Annotated in this window: 16 protein-coding genes and 1 pseudogene; 6 read left to right on the top strand and 11 right to left on the bottom strand. The window is 65.9% G+C overall.

Going from position 1 to position 17,042, the window contains the following annotated elements; translation table 11 throughout:
* Window positions 1-91: 91 nt before the first annotated feature.
* Both E2L06_RS02915 and E2L06_RS02910 read right to left on the bottom strand, forming a co-directional pair.
* Window positions 92-764: pseudogene (locus E2L06_RS02915) on the bottom strand (hypothetical protein).
* 77 nt (window positions 765-841) lie between these two features.
* A complete protein-coding gene (locus tag E2L06_RS02910) occupies window positions 842-1,813 on the bottom strand; it encodes a sugar phosphate nucleotidyltransferase (RefSeq protein WP_138778437.1) in 972 nt (323 codons plus the stop codon).
* A 179-nt stretch (window positions 1,814-1,992) separates the two neighbouring features.
* On the opposite strand from E2L06_RS02910, the gene E2L06_RS02905 reads away from it, so the two are divergent.
* Together E2L06_RS02905 and E2L06_RS02900 are read left to right on the top strand one after the other, a co-directional pair.
* Window positions 1,993-2,283: a transcriptional regulator gene (locus tag E2L06_RS02905; protein ID WP_008009258.1), complete on the top strand. Its 291-nt coding sequence runs from the start codon at window positions 1,993-1,995 to the stop codon at window positions 2,281-2,283.
* Between the two features lie 271 nt (window positions 2,284-2,554).
* Window positions 2,555-2,923, top strand: a complete 369-nt coding sequence (locus E2L06_RS02900) for a hypothetical protein (RefSeq protein ID WP_138778435.1) — start codon at window positions 2,555-2,557, stop codon at window positions 2,921-2,923.
* Here the strand turns inward: E2L06_RS02900 and E2L06_RS02895 are convergent.
* Window positions 2,920-3,375 carry a Rieske 2Fe-2S domain-containing protein gene (locus E2L06_RS02895; RefSeq protein WP_138778433.1) on the bottom strand — a complete coding sequence of 152 codons (456 nt, stop codon included), beginning with the start codon at window positions 3,373-3,375 and terminating at the stop codon, window positions 2,920-2,922. The two genes, E2L06_RS02900 and E2L06_RS02895, sit on opposite strands and share 4 nt — an antisense overlap.
* Before the next feature lie 97 nt (window positions 3,376-3,472).
* Here E2L06_RS02895 and E2L06_RS02890 point away from each other — a divergent pair, with 97 nt between their 5' ends.
* On the top strand, window positions 3,473-4,579 hold the full coding sequence (locus E2L06_RS02890; protein WP_138778431.1) for a trans-acting enoyl reductase family protein: 1,107 nt from the start codon (window positions 3,473-3,475) through the stop codon (window positions 4,577-4,579).
* A gap of 31 nt (window positions 4,580-4,610) precedes the next feature.
* On the opposite strand, the gene E2L06_RS02885 is transcribed toward E2L06_RS02890, so the two are convergent.
* The 5 genes from E2L06_RS02885 to E2L06_RS02865 form a co-directional block, all read right to left on the bottom strand.
* Window positions 4,611-5,483 (bottom strand): aminotransferase class IV, encoded by an 873-nt coding sequence (locus E2L06_RS02885; protein WP_138778429.1) that lies wholly within the window; start codon window positions 5,481-5,483, stop codon window positions 4,611-4,613.
* Window positions 5,476-6,156: an anthranilate synthase component II gene (locus tag E2L06_RS02880; RefSeq protein ID WP_394348730.1), complete on the bottom strand. Its 681-nt coding sequence runs from the start codon at window positions 6,154-6,156 to the stop codon at window positions 5,476-5,478. Before E2L06_RS02880 ends, E2L06_RS02885 begins: the two co-directional genes overlap by 8 nt.
* Window positions 6,140-7,735, bottom strand: coding sequence for an aminodeoxychorismate synthase, component I (gene pabB / locus E2L06_RS02875; protein ID WP_138778427.1), 1,596 nt, complete (start codon window positions 7,733-7,735; stop codon window positions 6,140-6,142). Before pabB ends, E2L06_RS02880 begins: the two co-directional genes overlap by 17 nt.
* A gap of 140 nt (window positions 7,736-7,875) precedes the next feature.
* Window positions 7,876-8,499 (bottom strand): helix-hairpin-helix domain-containing protein, encoded by a 624-nt coding sequence (locus E2L06_RS02870; RefSeq protein WP_138778425.1) that lies wholly within the window; start codon window positions 8,497-8,499, stop codon window positions 7,876-7,878.
* A 74-nt stretch (window positions 8,500-8,573) separates the two neighbouring features.
* Entirely contained in the window at window positions 8,574-9,377 is an 804-nt protein-coding gene (locus E2L06_RS02865; protein WP_138782483.1) for a shikimate dehydrogenase, read from the bottom strand.
* Window positions 9,378-9,557: 180 nt separating this feature from the next.
* Here E2L06_RS02865 and E2L06_RS02860 point away from each other — a divergent pair, with 180 nt between their 5' ends.
* The gene (locus E2L06_RS02860) at window positions 9,558-10,505 is read left to right on the top strand and encodes a calcium/sodium antiporter (protein WP_138778423.1); all 948 of its coding nucleotides are present in this window, start codon (window positions 9,558-9,560) and stop codon (window positions 10,503-10,505) included.
* Here E2L06_RS02860 and E2L06_RS02855 read toward each other — a convergent pair.
* Both E2L06_RS02855 and E2L06_RS02850 read right to left on the bottom strand, forming a co-directional pair.
* The gene (locus E2L06_RS02855; RefSeq protein ID WP_138778421.1) at window positions 10,483-11,478 is read right to left on the bottom strand and encodes a hypothetical protein; all 996 of its coding nucleotides are present in this window, start codon (window positions 11,476-11,478) and stop codon (window positions 10,483-10,485) included. The genes E2L06_RS02860 and E2L06_RS02855 overlap by 23 nt on opposite strands.
* Window positions 11,479-11,699: 221 nt before the next feature.
* Complete coding sequence (locus tag E2L06_RS02850) at window positions 11,700-13,733, bottom strand: bacterio-opsin activator domain-containing protein (protein ID WP_138778419.1); 2,034 nt, start codon at window positions 13,731-13,733, stop codon at window positions 11,700-11,702.
* 115 nt (window positions 13,734-13,848) lie between these two features.
* Between E2L06_RS02850 and E2L06_RS02845 the strand changes: the two genes are divergently transcribed.
* Window positions 13,849-15,195, top strand: a complete 1,347-nt coding sequence (locus E2L06_RS02845; protein ID WP_138778417.1) for a D-aminoacyl-tRNA deacylase — start codon at window positions 13,849-13,851, stop codon at window positions 15,193-15,195.
* Window positions 15,196-15,353: 158 nt separating this feature from the next.
* Window positions 15,354-16,517: a cell division protein FtsZ gene (ftsZ, locus tag E2L06_RS02840; protein WP_138778415.1), complete on the top strand. Its 1,164-nt coding sequence runs from the start codon at window positions 15,354-15,356 to the stop codon at window positions 16,515-16,517.
* A gap of 177 nt (window positions 16,518-16,694) precedes the next feature.
* Here ftsZ and E2L06_RS02835 read toward each other — a convergent pair whose 3' ends face one another.
* Complete coding sequence (locus tag E2L06_RS02835; RefSeq protein WP_138778413.1) at window positions 16,695-17,030, bottom strand: 2Fe-2S iron-sulfur cluster-binding protein; 336 nt, start codon at window positions 17,028-17,030, stop codon at window positions 16,695-16,697.
* Window positions 17,031-17,042: the final 12 nt, after the last annotated feature.

Genomic DNA, 17,042 nt, shown 5'->3' with positions numbered 1-17,042 from the left:
GTCTCATACGTGGGCTATCGATTGGAATCCGCTAAAGCCGTCCGGTGTGGTGAACCGAGGCTGCAAGCACGGGAGTTGACGGGGGGTCCGATTACGGGCACGCAGCCTCGAGCCTCGCCTCACGATCGTCCGGGTCGGTGGCGATCCACCACGCGATCCGGTCGAGTTCGAGCGGGCGATACCCTGAGACGAACGCGAGCCACTCGCAGGAGGCGATCGTCCGACGGGTCGTCGACGACGGCCTCGAGCAGCCGTTCGGCGGTCGGGTCCGGCCGCGGCGTACCGACCCCGGCGAGCTGGCGCAGGTACTGGAACGTCGCGGGGCCAACCCCCGAAATCGACCCGATCGGGTCCTCGTCGTACCGGTAGTGGTCGGCCGTCGCGGCCCACGCCTCGAGCGCGGCGAGGTCGTCGGGCTCCGGCCGATCAGCGAGGACGCGTGCAATCTCGATGAGGACGCTTCGCTTGCGCTGGGCACCCAGCGCCGCCACGAGGTCGTCGTCCTCGCGGTCGATGGCAGCCAGCGCCGAAAACGATGTGACCCGATCGGTCGCGACGAACGCGTCTCGAAATCGCTCGACGGTTGGTTTGATCCCGTCGACGAACCCTTGACCGGTCGACGACGCGGCAGCCTCCGCGACGAGCAACAGCGGCTCGTCGCCAGTCCAGCGTCGATGCTCGAGAAAGTCCCGTGCGAGTTCCGCGTGTGGAACGCCATCGGCGTACGGCTCGAGCGCCATCCGAACCGCATCGTCGCGATGCATTCGCGTTGTCCACTGCTGTCACACGGTAGACCTATAGGTGTATCGACGGTTCCGGGCGAGTGGGGCGTGAGCCGGACCTACTCGGAGCCGTTCGTGATCGTCGTGTGGGCCCCGATCAGCGCCCCGGCGAGGTCGAGATCTTCGATTCGGGTCCCCTCGTCGATGATCGAGCGGCGGATGTCGCCGTTCGTGACCGTCGCATCCGGGAAGATGACGGTGTGCTCGAGGTCGGTGCCCTCGAGGGTCACATCCTCCATCACGTGGACGTTCTCGCCGATCGTGGCGTCTTCCAGCGTCGCCGAGTCGGCGACCAGCGAGTCGCCATCGAGGTGCCAGGCGACGGCGTCGAGGTAGCTCTCGGGGGTACCGATGTCGAACCACGCGCCCTCGAAGGTGTAGGCGTAGGTGGCCTCGCGGTTCTGGAGCCACTGGACGAACCAGCCGGGCTCGTCAGGGTTGTTGCCGTCCTCGAGGTAGGTCGGGAGCAAGTCGAGCGATTCCTGCGGGAACGCATAGCAGGCGATCGAGACGAGCGTGCTCTTTGGGTCGTCGGGTTTCTCTTGGAAGTCGACGACACGGTCGCCCTCGAGTTCGACGAGGCCGTAGGATTTGGCTTTCTCGCGGGAACCGACATCGTAGGCGGCGAGCGTGGAGGCGTCATGAGACTGGAAGTAATCGAGGAAGTCCGACACGTCGAAGCTGATCAGGTTGTCGCCGGCGATGATCAGCAGGTCGTCGTCGACGTTCTCGCGGTCGATCAACTGAGCGAGCGCACCGACGACGCCGAACTTGTCGTCTTCCTCGGTCGTCTCCTCGACCGAGAGCCGGGGCTTGTCGAACTCGCTGTCGGCGAGGTGGGCCTCGAAATCCGGCGCGAACCGCTCGTTGGTGCTGACGTAGACCTCGTCGATCCGCTCGTCGGCCTCGAGTTCCGCGAAGATGCGGTCGATGACGGTCGACTCGCCGATCGGGAGGAACATCTTGGGCCGGTGTTTGGTAATCGGCCACATTCGCGTCGCGTACCCGCCTGCAAGGACGACTGCCTTCATAGGCCGGTGTTCACCTGCGGGGTCCAAGTCACTTGCCCTTTCTCGAGTGATAGGGTCTAACACGCTCGAAACCCCGAAGCAGTAAGAGAGCGAGAGCGTGGTATCCACGACGGAGACGAACGACCTGCGCCGTGACTGCTGTCCGACAGTATAAAATCACACACCGCCTGAGGGGACGTATGCGCGAGGCCGACGAAACGACGCGACAGAAGCTCGCCGATGCGCTGCGTGCCGAGCCGGCGACGCCAAGCGAGCTGGCCACCCAGCTCGATCTGACGCCACACGCGGTTGTCCGCCACGTCGAACACGTCTCCCGGTCGGTCGACGGCACTGACGAGCAGCTACTCGTCGCACCGCCGACGTGTCGAGACTGCGGGTTCGACGACTACGACGACCTGCTGAACCTCCCCTCGCGGTGTCCCGAGTGCAAAAGCGAGTCCATCGACGAGCCGACGTTCACGATCGAGTAGCCGAACCAGACGCTCATTAACGATCAACTGTCACTATTCTATGGCCATTGCCAAGTAGATCCGATACTAATATTTATCGGGCAAGCGAGAACCCGACACGAACTCTCGAGCGCGTGGCGGCGTCACGGCCCGCTGATACGGTCTGCCGTACCGATGTCCCGGCGCACCCGCCATCCGTCCTGCGGGTGCGCCGGAACCGACTGACAGGAGTCCGTATGAGGCGTCCGCCGATCCGTCCCAGTCGCGGCTGCTCGAGGACGACGGACCACACATGACTTCCAGATCTCATTCGGAGCGTGACTGCGTCGAGATCGTGCGGACGGTACTCGACTGGCTTGACGAGACCGACGAGCCGGATCCGGCGGCCGAAACGCTCGACGACGTGTTCTCCCTGCTTGCCGACCGGCGCCGCCGGCTGCTGCTGTCGGTCATGCGCAGCTACGGTGAGGAGGTGACGCTGCCCGACGCAGCCGAAGAGGTCGCGGCCCGCGAAACGGGCCACACCGTGCGAAACATTTCGGCCGAACGCGTCAAAGAGGTCTATCTGTCCCTCTACCACGACCACCTGCCGCGGCTGGTCGACGCTGGCCTGCTCGAGTACGATCAGGAGCGGGACCTGGTCGCGCCAGCCACCATCTAGAACTCGACGTTCGAACTCGAGGCGCGATCACAGTCGTCAGTCTCGACCGGGCCGAGACCGACGAACGCGTAGTCGTCGTCAGTCAGGTAGACGTCGCCATCCTCGACGGTCACCTCGAGACCGGTGAGATAGGCACCTTCACAGGGACCGAACGTACAGCAACCGGAGTCGGCCTCGAAGTACGCGCCGTGATTTGCACAGATGAGTTCGCCGTCTCGCATTGGCGCGCCTGACCCCTTGTCGAGTTTGATGTGCGTAAGATGCTGGCAGTAGTTCAACCAGCAGGAGACCGCGTCCTCGACAGCGGCGGTCGTATCGCCGCCGTCGGTCGCCACCCCCTCGTTCCTGACGAGAATCGCTTCCTGGATCTCATCCGATCCGTCGGCCACACGAAAGCAGACCGTCGAGTCGGCGGGGACATCCGACAGCGCCGTGATTCGTCCTGTGTCCATCACTGCATCCGTTACTGATCTGCGGGCCTGAACGTTACGCCATCGTGCAAGCACGTGTCTGACTGAACTTTAAATCCTTCTCCGACGAACGCGGCCTATGGACGCCCTTCTCATCTACGGCGCCTACGGCTATACGGGGCGGCTGATCGCACGCGAGGCGGTTGCACAGGGGGGCTCGCCCGTCGTCGCTGGCCGTGACGGCCGCGCAGTTGCACGCCAAGCCGACGCTCTCGGTGTCGAAGGCCGGGTCATCGACCTCGAGTCGGACGACCCCGCGTCCCATCTCGAGCGCTTCGACGCCGTGGTCAACTGTGCAGGGCCGTTCGTCGACACCGCCGAGCCACTCGTCACGGCCTGTCTCGAGACGGGCACGGATTATCTCGACATCACCGGCGAGTTTCCGGTCTTCGAGTCTCTCCGCCAGCGCGACGACGCGGCCCGCGAGACGGAGGTCACGCTCCTGCCCGGCGTCGGCTTCGACGTCGTGCCGTCGGACTGTCTGGCGGCCTTCCTCGCCGACCAACTCCCCGCTGCCGACACGCTTCGACTGGGGATCAAAAGCGACGGCGGGCTCTCGCGGGGCACCGCCCGAACGCTCGTCGAACACCTCGGCAGCGGCGGTGTCGTCCGCCGGAACGGCCGACTCATTCAGGTGCCGGCCGCGTTCCGAACGCGCGCGATCGACTTCGGCGACGGCCCCGAACACGCCGTCACGATCCCGTGGGGCGACGTCGTCACCGCAGCCCACAGCACCGGCATCGAGTCGGTCGAGGTCTACGCCGCCGCACCGTCGTGGGCGACGAGAGGACTGGCGGCTGCCGATTCGCTGGGGTGGCTGCTCGAGCGCGGGCCGGTCAAGCGCCTGCTGAAGCGGGTCATCGACACCCGTCTCGACGGGCCGGACGGAGCACAACTGGCGGCCGATAGCGCGGTCGTCTGGGGCGAGGTCACCGACGCGGAGACCAGCCGACGGACGCGGGCCCGCCTGCGAACGCCCAACCCCTACGCGCTGACCGCTGAAGCAGCGGTGGTAGCCGCCGAACGGATGCTCGAGGATCAAAACTCCGTCCCAGACGGATTCCAGACACCCGCGAGCGCGTTCGGGAGTGAATTCGTCCTCGAGCTTGCAGGGACGAAGCGGGAACTAGTCGAGACACCTGACGAATCGAACGAGTCGACACGGGTGCTCGTCAAGCCAACGTGAGCGACTTCCCGGAGCATGGACTGGGACTCGACTACTGGTAACACGTCCGTTCGACCCGCTCGTCGTAGCGCCGCGAGAGCCGTTCCGTGACTGGACCGCCACCGATCTCGTGGCCGTCGAGCGTCGCGATCGGGCGCAGTTCCCAGGTCCGATTGGTCAGAAACGCCTCGGCAGCACCGTGAACGTCGGCCGGCTCGTACGAGCCCTCGTGGACTGCGATGCCAGCGTCCCGAGCGAGCTCGAGCACGATTTGCCGGGTGATCCCCGGCAACACCGATCCGTCGGTCGTCGGCGTGTAGAGCTCGCCGTCACGGACGAACCAAAGGTTGCTCGTTGCCCCTTCCGCGATGTGGCCCTCGAGATCGCACATGAGCGCTTCGTCCGCGTCGGCCTCGAGTTCTGCGCGCGCGAGGATTCCGTTCAGGTAGTTGTGAGTCTTGGCTGCAGCCGGAATCGCCTCGTCGGGGACGCGACGAGTCGCGACCGTCTCGACCGTCGCCGGTTCGTCCCAGATGGATTCACCCGCGACCCCGCCGCGGGGCAACGGGTTGGCGTAGACCACGATCGTCGGCTCGACGTCGGGCTGAGGCGTGAGTTTCCCAGGCTGGACGCCGCGCGTGATCGAGAGGCGGACGTAGGCGTCCGCGAGGTCGTTCGCCGCGAGCGTCCCGTCGATTCGCCCACGGAGGTCTGCCGCCGTCAGCCCGTGCTCGAGCGACAGGGCCTCGCAGGTACGCTCGAGGCGCTCGAGATGCGCGTCCCACGCGAAGATCGTCCCGCCGTAGGCCCGTAGCGTCTCGAAGGCGGCATCGCCGTAGCGAAACCCCCGATCGTCGACGCTGACGGTAGCCTCGCTGGCAGGAACGAGGTCACCGTCGACGTGGTAGCGCAGTTCTTTATCCATCGTTCGCCTCCGTGTTCCGGTCGGCCCTCGCGGCGAACCGACAGAAGTTTTCGATCAGTCGTTTGCCGAGCGCGAGCGAAATTTCTTCGCCAGCACCCGTCTCCGAACCGGTCGTCGCGTCCGGCTGTGATCGTGTGAGGATGCTTTCCGGGTGAAACTGCACGCCGAGATGGGGCTTCTCGCGGTGGCGAACCGCCATCAGGACGCCGCGCTCGTCAGCCGTCTGAGCGGTTTCCTCGAGCGTGGCCGGCAGCTCCGCGCGCTCGACCGCGAGCGAGTGGTAGCGCCCGACCCGAAACGTCGACGGCAGTCCCGCGAAGAGTCCCTCGCCGTCGTGACTGATCATCGACGGCTTCCCGTGGACGACCTCGGGAGCGTGAACGACTGGCGCGCCTTCGGCGGCACACAGCGCCTGATGGCCGAGACAGACCCCGAGGATGGGGTACTCGGTCTCGGCGAACAGCGGGATCGAGATCCCGGCCTCCTGTGGAGTGCCCGGCCCCGGTGAGACGACGATGCCGGTGGGCTCGAGGTCGCGCACGCCCGCGAGGTCGATCTCGTCGTTGCGCCGGACGACCTCGTCGGCTACCTCACCCACGTATTGGACGAGGTTGTACGCGAACGAATCGTAGTTATCGACAACAAGGATACGGGAGTTAGTCACTGCGATCACCGCCGTCGGTCGGCTCGTGAGGGATGTCGGTTTCCGCCTCGAGCCCCAGGTCGGCTCGCTCACCGAGCGCCTCGTCGACCGCCGTAATGAGCGCGCGGGCCTTGGCGAGTGTCTCGTCGTACTCGCTGGTCGGATCGGAGTCGTGGACGATCCCCGCGCCGACTCGCAGGTGGTACTCGTCGGCGTGGTGGACCAGCGTCCGGATAACGATATTCAGGGTGGCTCGGCCGTCGAAGCCGAAGATGCCGACGCTACCCGTGTAGGGGCCGCGCCGGGTCGCCTCGAGTTCGTCGATGATCGCCATCGTCCGCGGTTTCGGTGCGCCGGTGATCGTCCCGCCGGGGAAGACCGCTGCGATGGCGTCGGAGAGGGACGCGTCCGGGCGCAATCGCCCTGTGACGTCCGATACGAGGTGCATTACCTCCGAGTAGCGGTCGATCCGGCGGTACTCCGCGATGTCGACGGAGCCATACGCACAGACCTTTCCGAGGTCGTTGCGCTCTAAGTCGACCAACATCGCGTGTTCGGCGCGTTCTTTCTCGTCGGTGAGCAAGTCGGTCTCGAGAGCAGTGTCTTCGGCTGGTGTCTCACCACGCGGTCGGGTTCCCGCGATGGGTTCCGTCCGAACGAACTCGTCGTCGCGCTCGAGAAGGAGTTCGGGACTTGCGCTCACCAGCTCGGCTGCCCGGAACTCAAGCAGACAGGAGTAGGGTGCCGGATTGACCCGTCGCAGGGCATCGTAGGCGGCAACAGGGTGGACCGCGGCGGGTGCGACCAGCCGCTGGGAGATGTTTGCTTGAAACGTATCGCCGTCGTGGACGTACTTCTTGACCTGCCGCACGCGATCGGCAAAGGCCTCCCGACCACAGTCGCTCTCGAAGGTCGCGTCGGACCGCGAGACCGGCGGTTCACCGATCTCCGGGTCGTCCTCGCGAACGGCGTCGGCGAGGTCGAGCGCGCGCTCGCGGCCACGTTCGTAGGCCGCCTTGAGGGCGGCGTCCTCGGGGTCGGTCACGTCGCCGCCGACCCGCGGGCAGGCCGTGATCCGCAGCGTCACCTCGCCCGCTGTCGGCGCTTCCCAGGCGGCAAGGCGGTCGTAGACCGCGACCTCGAGCCGAGGTAATCCTCGATCATCGACAGCCGACTCGGGCAGGGACTCGAGTTCGCGGGCGACGTCGTAGGAGAGCCAGCCGATGGCTCCGCAGGGGTAGGGAACGTCACACTCTCCGCGAGCAAGGTGATCGTCCGCGAGCAGGCCCTCGAGTGCGGCCAGCGTCGGCGATCGATCGTTCGGTGCTCGTAAAACGGCGTCGGAGCCGACCGTGAGCCGCTCGACGGGATCGACGCCGAAGTAGCCCCAGCCGGGCTGGCCACCGGTCGTCTCGAGGAACGCGCCGCCGTCGCCGTCACGGGCGCGACGATAGGCGAGAAACGGATCGCTGACGGTCACGCGGACTTCGACGGGGATGCGGCGGTCGCTTGGCACTTGCGACGCGGCGTGGTCCGCAGCCGCCCCACCGCGGCGACATGCGGCGGCGCGAAACGAGTCGAGCGTCGTCACGACGCGCGGATCGCTCATGTCGAGCGGGATGCAGTCGGCAGGTAATCATCTTGCGATTTCGGGGCTATTGTGGGCAACAGCGCGGAAAATAGCGGTGAACGGCGGGTCCAGCGAAACGCTGACGTGAGATGGGAGTCGACGGGTGTCTGGCCGCTTCGTTATCGGACTTCGGCGCGGTCGATCCAGCCCTGAATGCGTTTCTCGGAAATGTCGGTCTGGCCAGCGAGTTCGGCGGCGTCTGATACGGCGAGTTCGGCGACGGTTTCGACGCCCGCACCGGCGAGGCGGTCGGCATAGGCTGGTCCGATGCCCTTGATCTCGGTGACCGGTTCCGGCTCAGCTTCAGCATCCACCGCCGGTTCGGGTTCCACTCGTGGTTCCGTCTCGATGTCCGGTTCCGGTTCCGGCTCCGGCTCTGGTTCCGGTTCCTGCCCGGATTCGGCATCGACCGCTGGTTCGGCGTCAGCCTCGAGGTCGGCGTCAGTACCGTCGGTCGTCTCGACATCACCGACCGTCTCGGAATCAGTCGCGTCCGGTTCAGCAGCAGCCTCCGCGTCGGCCGTCTGCGCGGGCGCTTCGTCCGCCGTATCCGCGGTCTCCGACTGTGGCGGTTCGGCACGCACGTCCTCCGTCCGATCTCGAGTCGCGCCGGCGGTCGTCTCGCGTTGCTCGTCCGCCGTCCCGTCCCGTTCGACCGTTACCCCGACCTCTCGAGAGCGCCTGCGCTCCGAGTCCGACCCGCCGAACCCCAACAGGGACTTCAGCTTCTGGAGGAGTGCCATTATCTCGATATAGTCGGTTCCGGCACTTAAATTCGCCTGATACTGTCAAGGTTCCCGTCGTACCCGCCGTCAGCCTACAGCCGCGAGCGAAGTGCGTCGTTCATCACGTCGACAGGTGCATCCCGACCGGTCCAGATCTCGAACGCCTCGACGCCCTGATAGAGTAACATCCACGCACCGTCGACGGTCGTCGCGCCGGCGTCGGCCGCATCGCGCAGCAGTCGCGTCTCGAGCGGGCTGTAGACCGCATCGAGGACGGCCAGATCCTCGTGGAGCGCGTCGGCGGGAACCGGCGTCGTGTCCGATTCCATCCCCACGCTCGTGGCGTTGACCAGCACGTCGGCGTCGGCGACCAGTTGCTCGAGCTCCGCCAACCCGTGGCCGGTCGCGCGGGGCACTTCCTCAGCGAGGTCGTGGGCTTTCGACTCAGTTCGGTTGGCGATGGCGACGGTCGCACCAGCGTCGGCGAGTCCGAACGCGATCGCCCGGCCGGCACCGCCGGCACCGACGACGACCGCCCGCGCGTCCTGAATCGTGACGTCGTGGTCGCGTAACGCGCGCAGCGCGCCGACGGCGTCGGTGTTGTAGCCCGTCGGTGGTCCCGAGCCCGAGAAGTCGATCGTGTTGACCGCGCCGATTCGAGCGGCCAGGTCCTCGGGCGCGACGATCTCGAGGGCGTCCTGTTTGAACGGGATCGTCACGTTCAGTCCGGCGATCCCGAGCGCATCGGCCCCGGCGATCGCGTCGTCGATATCGTCTTCGTCGGGCTCGAAGGTTACGTAGCGGGCCTCGAGCCCGAGTTCGTCGTAGGCGGCCTCGTGCATCGGCGGCGACAGCGAGTGGCCGACCGGATTGCCGAGCAAGCCGTACACGTCCATAGCCATTCTCGGTCTGTCAGTCGGAGTGGTGGGACTATAATCGGTCTGGCTTTCCGGCGGTGTTGCCGGTATCGCTCATGTGCGACTTATCATGCGCGCACCCAATGGCGCACGCGAGCCGTGTTCGCGACCGGTGGCCGTTTCGCGTGGCTTTTAGCCCCGTCACGAGTAGCCGCCGCTATGCTCCCTGGAACCCCCCTCGATCTCCTCTTGCTCGTGGGCGGGATCATCGCGCTGTATGGCGGTGCCGAGTTGCTGGTCGCGGGGGCAGGACGGCTAGCACTCGGCATCGGGCTCCGTGCGGCGACCGTCGGCGTGACGGTGGTCGCCTTCGCGACGACCGCACCCGAACTGTTCGTCTCGGCGGTCGGCGCGCTGAACGTCTCGAGCGACATCGGCCTCGGCACGATCGTCGGCTCGAACATCGCGAACATCGGGCTGGTGCTCGGTATCACTACGCTCATCAAGCCGTTGCAGATCAGCGATCAGGTGGTCCGCCAGCACGTCCCCGTGATGGTGCTTGCAGCGCTGTTGCTGGTCGCACTCGGCGCGAACGGCCAGCTCGGTCGGCTCGAGGGCATCCTCTTGCTGGTGGTCCTCGCGGGGTTTACGGCGACGATCCTCCACTATGCCAACGCGGAGTCCGCCCCGATGGTCGACGAGCCCGACGCCGACGCGTCGGGAGTGTCAGTCCGAGACGGGGCGCTCGTCGTCGGTGGGCTACTCGTGCTCGTGGTCGGCTCGCGGTGGCTCGTCGCCGGCGGGACGGGGTTGCTATCGGCGCTTGGTGTTTCTGATCTGGTTATCGGGTTAACAGTACTCGCACTCGGGACATCGCTGCCGGAGCTTGCGGCCTCGGTCGTGGGCGCGATCCGTGGCCACGCGTCCTTTGCCGTCGGGAACGTCGTCGGATCGAACATCTACAACATCCTCGCGGTGCTTGGCATCGTGGCCCTCATCACTCCGATCGAAATCGCACCCGCGACACTTCGGTTCGAACTTCCGATCATGGTCGCGTTCACCGCCCTGCTGGTCGGAATGATGGGCTATCGGCAACAGCTTACGCGACTCGACGGCGTGGTCCTCGTCGGCGCTTACGTCGGCTTTATCGCTCTTCTCGTTCCGTGATCGATGGGGTATTCGGGGCCCGATCCGATCGCGACGACGATCGGCCAGCAGGCGGTCGTGCCAGCGTCCAGAGCAGCCGATCGTCGGTCGTCGCCGACGATCCCGTCGTCGGTGCGGGCGCTGTCTCCGTTGGCGCGACCTCTGCGGTCGGCTCGTCCGCTGGCGTCGCATCAGCCGTCGGTCGATCCGAATCGTGCGGTACAGTAGCCGCGCCGCCCTGCTCGGCGCGGCGGCGTACGAACTCGGCAACGGCTGCGAGCGGCCCCTCGGTCACCCAGTCGGCCTGCCACAGCGGTGCGTCGAGCGCAAGCGAGACCGTTCGCGCCGCCGCGTCGTACTCGACGAGGCCTGCCGCCGACAGTGCCGGCAGATGCTCGTGGACGAGTGACGTTTCGACGGCGGTACACGCTGACTCTGTGACGGCGACCGGCCCCGGCTCGTCGTCGGCCTCTCGCGCGGCGACCGTCGCGGCGAGATCGGAAACGGGGACGGCCCCGCGCCGCTTTGCGAGGGCGGCACAGACGGTTCGACGACGCGGGCTGCGAAGCGCCTCGAGCGTTCGATTCAGCGTCGCCTCGTCGGCGGGGAACGCCTCGCCGGTCGGATCGGTGAGAATCGACCGGACCCACTCGGCTTCGAGGATCGGATGAGCGCTGAGAGCGACCGTCATCGCGTTGCCGTCGGTATATGTGGCCACTAGTCCGGCGTCGACCAGTCGCGGGACATGGGCGTGGACCAGCGTGAGGCGAACGCGACCGGACTGCTCGTCGGTGACGACCGCGACGTCCGCGTCCTGTTCTAGCCCCGCGACCGCAGTTGCCAGCGCGCCGATCGAGACTCCCTCCGACGCCGACTGAGGGTCCGTTTCGGACGGGGCCTCGTGCTCGAGCAGTATCGCGAGGAGATAGCGCCGTCGTGGCTCCGTGAGAACATCCAACGCGGTTGTCTGTTCGGTGGACGGGAGCGAAGTCATTGCCGGAGAAAGACAGCCAGCGGGGGAAAGGGGTGTACCAGCATGCTCTGGTATCGGCAAGTGGGAGTCAGATACCGGTTGAACCTGTGTGCGGACGTAACCGTAAACCGTTACATCTGCTCCAAGAAAACCGACAGTCTCGTACGGACACCTGTCAGTGGGTTCCGGTGGGATCGCGACCGTCCGACGGTCCCACCGAAACATCGGGACAGCAGCCGGTCTCAATCTGCATCACCGAAATACGCCGACAGCAGTTTCGCCTGTGCGACTCTCAGGTGCTGGTGGAAGGTCTGGCGAGCGATCCCGAGTCGGTCGGCGATCTCACTCGCGTTGCTGTGTCGGGTCGGCCACTCGAAGTAGCCGCCGTGATACGCCGCCTCGAGCGCGATGCGCTGTTTGTCGGTCAGCAGCGACTCGACGGTGCGCCGAAAGTCGCCGCGCGTCTCGACCGGGCGCTCGACGGTTCGTTTCGAACGGAGTCGGCTGTCGGGATAGGCCGACGTAATCGTGTCGACGAATTCCTGAAGTGCTACATCGGAACTGACCTGAACCGTTAGTTTCGCGACGCCGTCACGGACGGTTTTCGACTGGAGCCGCGCGCCGTAACCGGCGAACGTTTCGGCGATCGTCGCGTTGCGAACGACACACTCACAGTAGCTCTCGTCGTCACTGGCGTCGATGAGCCGGAAGTCCGTAATCGCCTCGTCGTCGCGGGCGCGGTCGCAAACGCGATCGGGATCGACGCCGGACGCGGTCAGATAGTAAATAAATACCTCGTCGCTCAGCGGCAAGGCGTGGTCGACCGACAGCTTGCAGCCGAGGTCGTCGGAGAGCCGAATACAGGCATCGCCCCGGTCGGTCGATTCGAATTCGAGTTCGACGACGGTGTCCTGATAGAGCAGCCGGCGGACCGCCATCGCGTTGATGGCGTGTCCGACCGTCCCACCGAACTCCTGGAGCACTTGCTGCTCGCGATCGACAAACGCCGACGGCTCGTCCGTGCCGATCACGAGTGCCCCGAGTGGCGTGCTGCTCGCGGAAATGGGGACGACGGCAATCGAGCCGTAGTCGTGCTCGCGAGCGTGGCGTCGCCACTGCTCGATCGGGCTTTCGCGGAGGGATCGATACCGCTGTACAGCTCGCGTTTCGAGTGCCGACTCGCCGCCGGCGGCGGTCGGTGGCGCGACGAACGACGAGCACACAGCAGCGGCGGTCGCGTCGATTCCGGCCCAGGCAGTCGGCTCCCACGAGTACCCCTCTCCGGTCGCGACACCTCGAGCCCGACCGATGACACCGAATTGGTAGGCGTCGTCGGCGGCGAACGTTTCGACGATCGCGGCTTCGATCTCGTCGCGGGAGTTCGCCGTGACCATCGTATCATCGATCGCCCGAACCGCCGCATTGAGCCGCTCGAGGCGCTCGAGTTCGCGCTCGCGGGTTTTGCGCGCTGAGATGTCGCGACCGATGCCGGTAAAGCCGAGCACGTCGCCGTCGTTGACGATCCTGGCGCTGTTGAACTCGTAGGGGAGTCGGTCGTCGTCGGCCGTGAGAACCTGGCCCTCGGCGGTGATGCGTTCGCCGTCCTCGAGGATGCGTTCGATTGCCTTCTCGAGGTGATCGCGGTCTTCGCGTGCGATGAACGTCAGCGGATCGATGTCACCGGTCGTCGCCGGGTCGTAGCCGGTCACGCGCTCGAATTGGTCGTTCCACTGGATCAGCGCTCCCTCGGTGTCGTAGGCATAGAGGAGATCCGGCTGTGCTTCGAGGACGCTTTCGGTGAACGCCTTCTCCTCGCAGAGCTCGCGTTCGCGCTCGTGGTCGTCAGTCCGGTCGCGGACGACCCAGAGATACCCGTCTAAGTCGGCTGCGGACTCGACGGGAACGCCGACGCCGCCGTCCGCATGGACAGTGGCGACGGACTCACAGACCCACAGCCGACTGTCGCCGTCTCCGAGCCGCCAGCCGTCGGCTTCGATGGTTCCCTCGGCTCGTGTTCGCTCGAGCAACCGGTCCGGGCGACCGGCATCGCGGGCGTCGGCCGGAAAGAGCGTCCGGTAGTGGTCGCCGACGATCGTCTCCGCGTCGTAGCCGGTAAGCCGGCGTGCCCCCGTGTTCCACGCGGTAACGCAGCCGTCGGCATCGAACAGCGCGATGGCACAACCGCTGACGAGTGCGCTCAACTCGCTGATTTCGAGGTCGAACTCGAGCGACTGCCCCCCGGACGTGACAGTTGGATCCGACGCGTCATTGCTCATTGGTCAACTAGTCCACATTCAGTGTATGGTATCCACACACATGAAAAGTTACGGGCCGCCGTCATCTCCAGATGGAAACCGGCGACGTTAACGCCGACAACTCACGAGCACGGATATGACCACGCTCGCGATCGTCGAAAGCCACGCTGACCGCGCCTCGGAGCACATCTGTGATCGACTCCGCGAGCGCGCCGACTGGACCCAGCGAACCGACGACAGCCGTCCGGCGGCCGACGGCGGCGGCACCTACTACCGGACCGACGGTGCCGTCCTGCGGTCGTTCGATGGGTTGCACATCGACCTCGAGCGGCCTGCCGACGCCTTCGACTGCGACCCCGACCTGCTCGTCTTCGCCTCGCGACACTCGGGGGATACCGGGCCGCTGCTGACCGGCCACTTCACGGGCAACTTCGGCCCGGCCGAGTTCGGCGGCGAGCCCGACGCGCTGGCCGACGCCGCGCCGAACGCCCTGGCCGAGTTGCTCGCGGCCTTCGAGGAGTATGCTCCCGCCGAATACGACGTGGGCATGGAGTGTACCCATCACGGCCCCTCCGAGGTCGGCTGTCCGTCGCTCTTTGCGGAACTGGGCAGCGACGACGAGCAATGGGACGATCCCGCTGGTGCCGACGCTGTCGCCCGCGCCGTCCTCGAGTTACGAAACGTTGCGCCACATCGTGACAGACAGCTCGTCGGCTTCGGCGGCAACCACTACGCCCCCCGGTTCGGACGGGTCGCCCGCGAGACCGCGTGGGCGGTCGGCCACGTTGCGGCCGACTGGGCGCTCGAGGCGATGGGCCATCCGACGGCCCACCGGGACGCCCTCGAGCGCGCGTTCGACGCCAGCGGGGCCGAGATCGCGCTGCTCGATGGCGAGTGGCCGGTGCTCGAGGAGACGCTCGGGGAACTGGACTGCCGGCTCGTCAGCGAGACGTGGCTCCGCGAGGTCGACGACCGGCCGCTTGCACTCGTCGACGCGGTCGAGACCGAGTTGGGGGCCATCGACGACGGGATTCGCTTTGGCGACCGGTCCGCTGCGTCAGTCACTGTCGTCGACCTGCCGGCCGATCTCATCAGCGCTGCGCAAGGGATCGATCCCGATCGCGTCCGTGCGATCGTCGAAGCGAACACCGTTGCCTTCGCTACCGAAAACGGCGGGACTCGCGTCGGCTCGCGGGTGGCGATTCCCGGAGACGACGGCGATGATGACTCGGTCGGAGCTAGAGACGCGATTATCGAGGGGCTGGCCGATGTCCTCGCGGAAAAATACGATACCGTGTGGATCGAAGCAGACGCGGTCATCGCCGAGGAGACGGCCTTCGATCCCGAACTGGCACGCGAAGCCGGCGTTCCCGAAGGCCCGAAGTTCGGTGCACTCGCCGACGGCGAGCCCGTGACCGTCGACGGAGAAACGGTCAGTCCCGAGAGAGTTCGCACCGAACGAACGCATCGGTTTCGAATCTGATCGGATCGATAGCCGACAGTAAAACAGTATTACTCGGTCACTGCCGGCGGATTCGACGTTCACGCAGTAGTACTCGTAATCGAGTTCTACCGCGTCAGACGGTAGTCTGACGTGTAGGGGAAAGGTAATTATGCTCCATCGTTTAGACACGGGCAAGAATGGACTCTCTCATCGACGACGCGATCGACGAGGCCGAAGACGGGGCGGCCACGGTCCCCGACGAGGAGCCCCAAGAGGGGCAGTCCGGCGGCGGGTCGTCGGACGGCCGACAGACCGGGACGATGACCGACGACGAACTGGAAGACGTTTTGCAGGACCTCCAGACTGACATCACCGTCGTCGGCTGTGGCGGTGCCGGTGGGAACACGATCAACCGCATGCACGAGGAGGGGATCCACGGGGCGAAACTCGTCGCCGCCAACACGGACGTCCAGCACCTCGTCGAGATCGACGCCGACACGAAGATCCTGATGGGCGAGGAGAAAACCGGCGGCCGCGGGGCTGGCTCCCTGCCCCAGGTCGGCGAGGAAGCCGCCCTCGAGAGTCAGCAGGACATCTACGACGCCATCGACGGCTCCGATATGGTCTTCGTCACGGCCGGCCTCGGTGGTGGCACCGGCACTGGCTCTGCGCCCGTCGTTGCCAAAGCTGCCCGCGAGGCTGGCGCACTCACGATTTCGATCGTCACAACGCCATTTACCGCCGAGGGAGAGGTCCGTCGAACCAACGCGGAGGCCGGCCTCGAGCGCCTGCGCGACGTCTCCGACACCGTCATCGTCGTCCCCAACGACCGCCTGCTCGATTCAGTGGGCAAACTGCCCGTCCGCCAGGCGTTCAAGGTCTCCGACGAGGTCCTGATGCGCTCGGTCAAGGGCATCACGGAACTCATCACGAAACCCGGCCTCGTCAACCTGGACTTCGCCGACGTGCGCACCGTCATGGAACGTGGCGGCGTCGCTATGATCGGGCTGGGCGAAGCCGACTCCGAGGCCAAAGCCGAGGACTCGGTCAAGACCGCGCTGCGCTCGCCGCTTTTGGACGTCGACATCTCCGGTGCGAGCTCCGCGCTCGTCAACGTCACCGGTGGCAACGACATGGCCATCGAGGAAGCCGAAGGCGTCGTCGAGGAGATCTACGACCGGATCGACCCCGACGCCCGCATCATCTGGGGCACCTCGATCGACGAGAGTCTCGAGGGCAGTATGCGGACGATGATCGTCGTCACGGGCGTCGAGTCGCCACAGATCTACGGTCGGCCGGACGGCGAGGCCGCCGTCCAGCCCGAACCCGCGGGCGGCGACGACATCGACTTCGTCGAGTAATCACGGTCCCGTTCCTCGAACCACACCGCGTCGCCGAGTCGAGTCCCAGTTTCAGCGTGTGTTTCGCGCTCGGTTTCTAAAACAGCTCCCCAGTATCATACGGTCTGCTGTCACTATGTACCGGCGCACCCGCATGACGGGTTGTGGGTGCGCCGGAAATGAGTGACAGAATGCGTATCAGTCGTCGGCGACTGCGCTGTCACGTTCACCGCTGGCCTCGAGGTCGCCCTCGATACTCGGCGGGTACTTGCCACGATCGAGTTTCAGATCCGACTGCGGCCGTGCCATGCAGGTCAGCGCGTAGCGTTCGGCCTCTTCTTCGGTCAGGCCACGGGCTGCGGGCTGGGTGACCTCACCTTCGACGATTTCGGCAGAACACGCCAGACACATCCCCACCCGGCAGGAGTACTCCTGGGCGATCCCCTCCTCGAGACACCGGCTGAGGATCGTCTCCGTGTCGGTACAGGTGATCGTCTCACCCGTCCCGACGAACTCGACCGTATACTCAGTCATACGGTCCGGTAC

Origin of the sequence: Haloterrigena sp. H1 (genome assembly GCF_005938085.1) — an archaeon.
In the GTDB taxonomy this organism is placed as follows: domain Archaea; phylum Halobacteriota; class Halobacteria; order Halobacteriales; family Natrialbaceae; genus Natrinema.
Note: the sequence above shows the minus strand (reverse complement) of the source record. Positions and strands in the feature narration are given on the sequence as shown.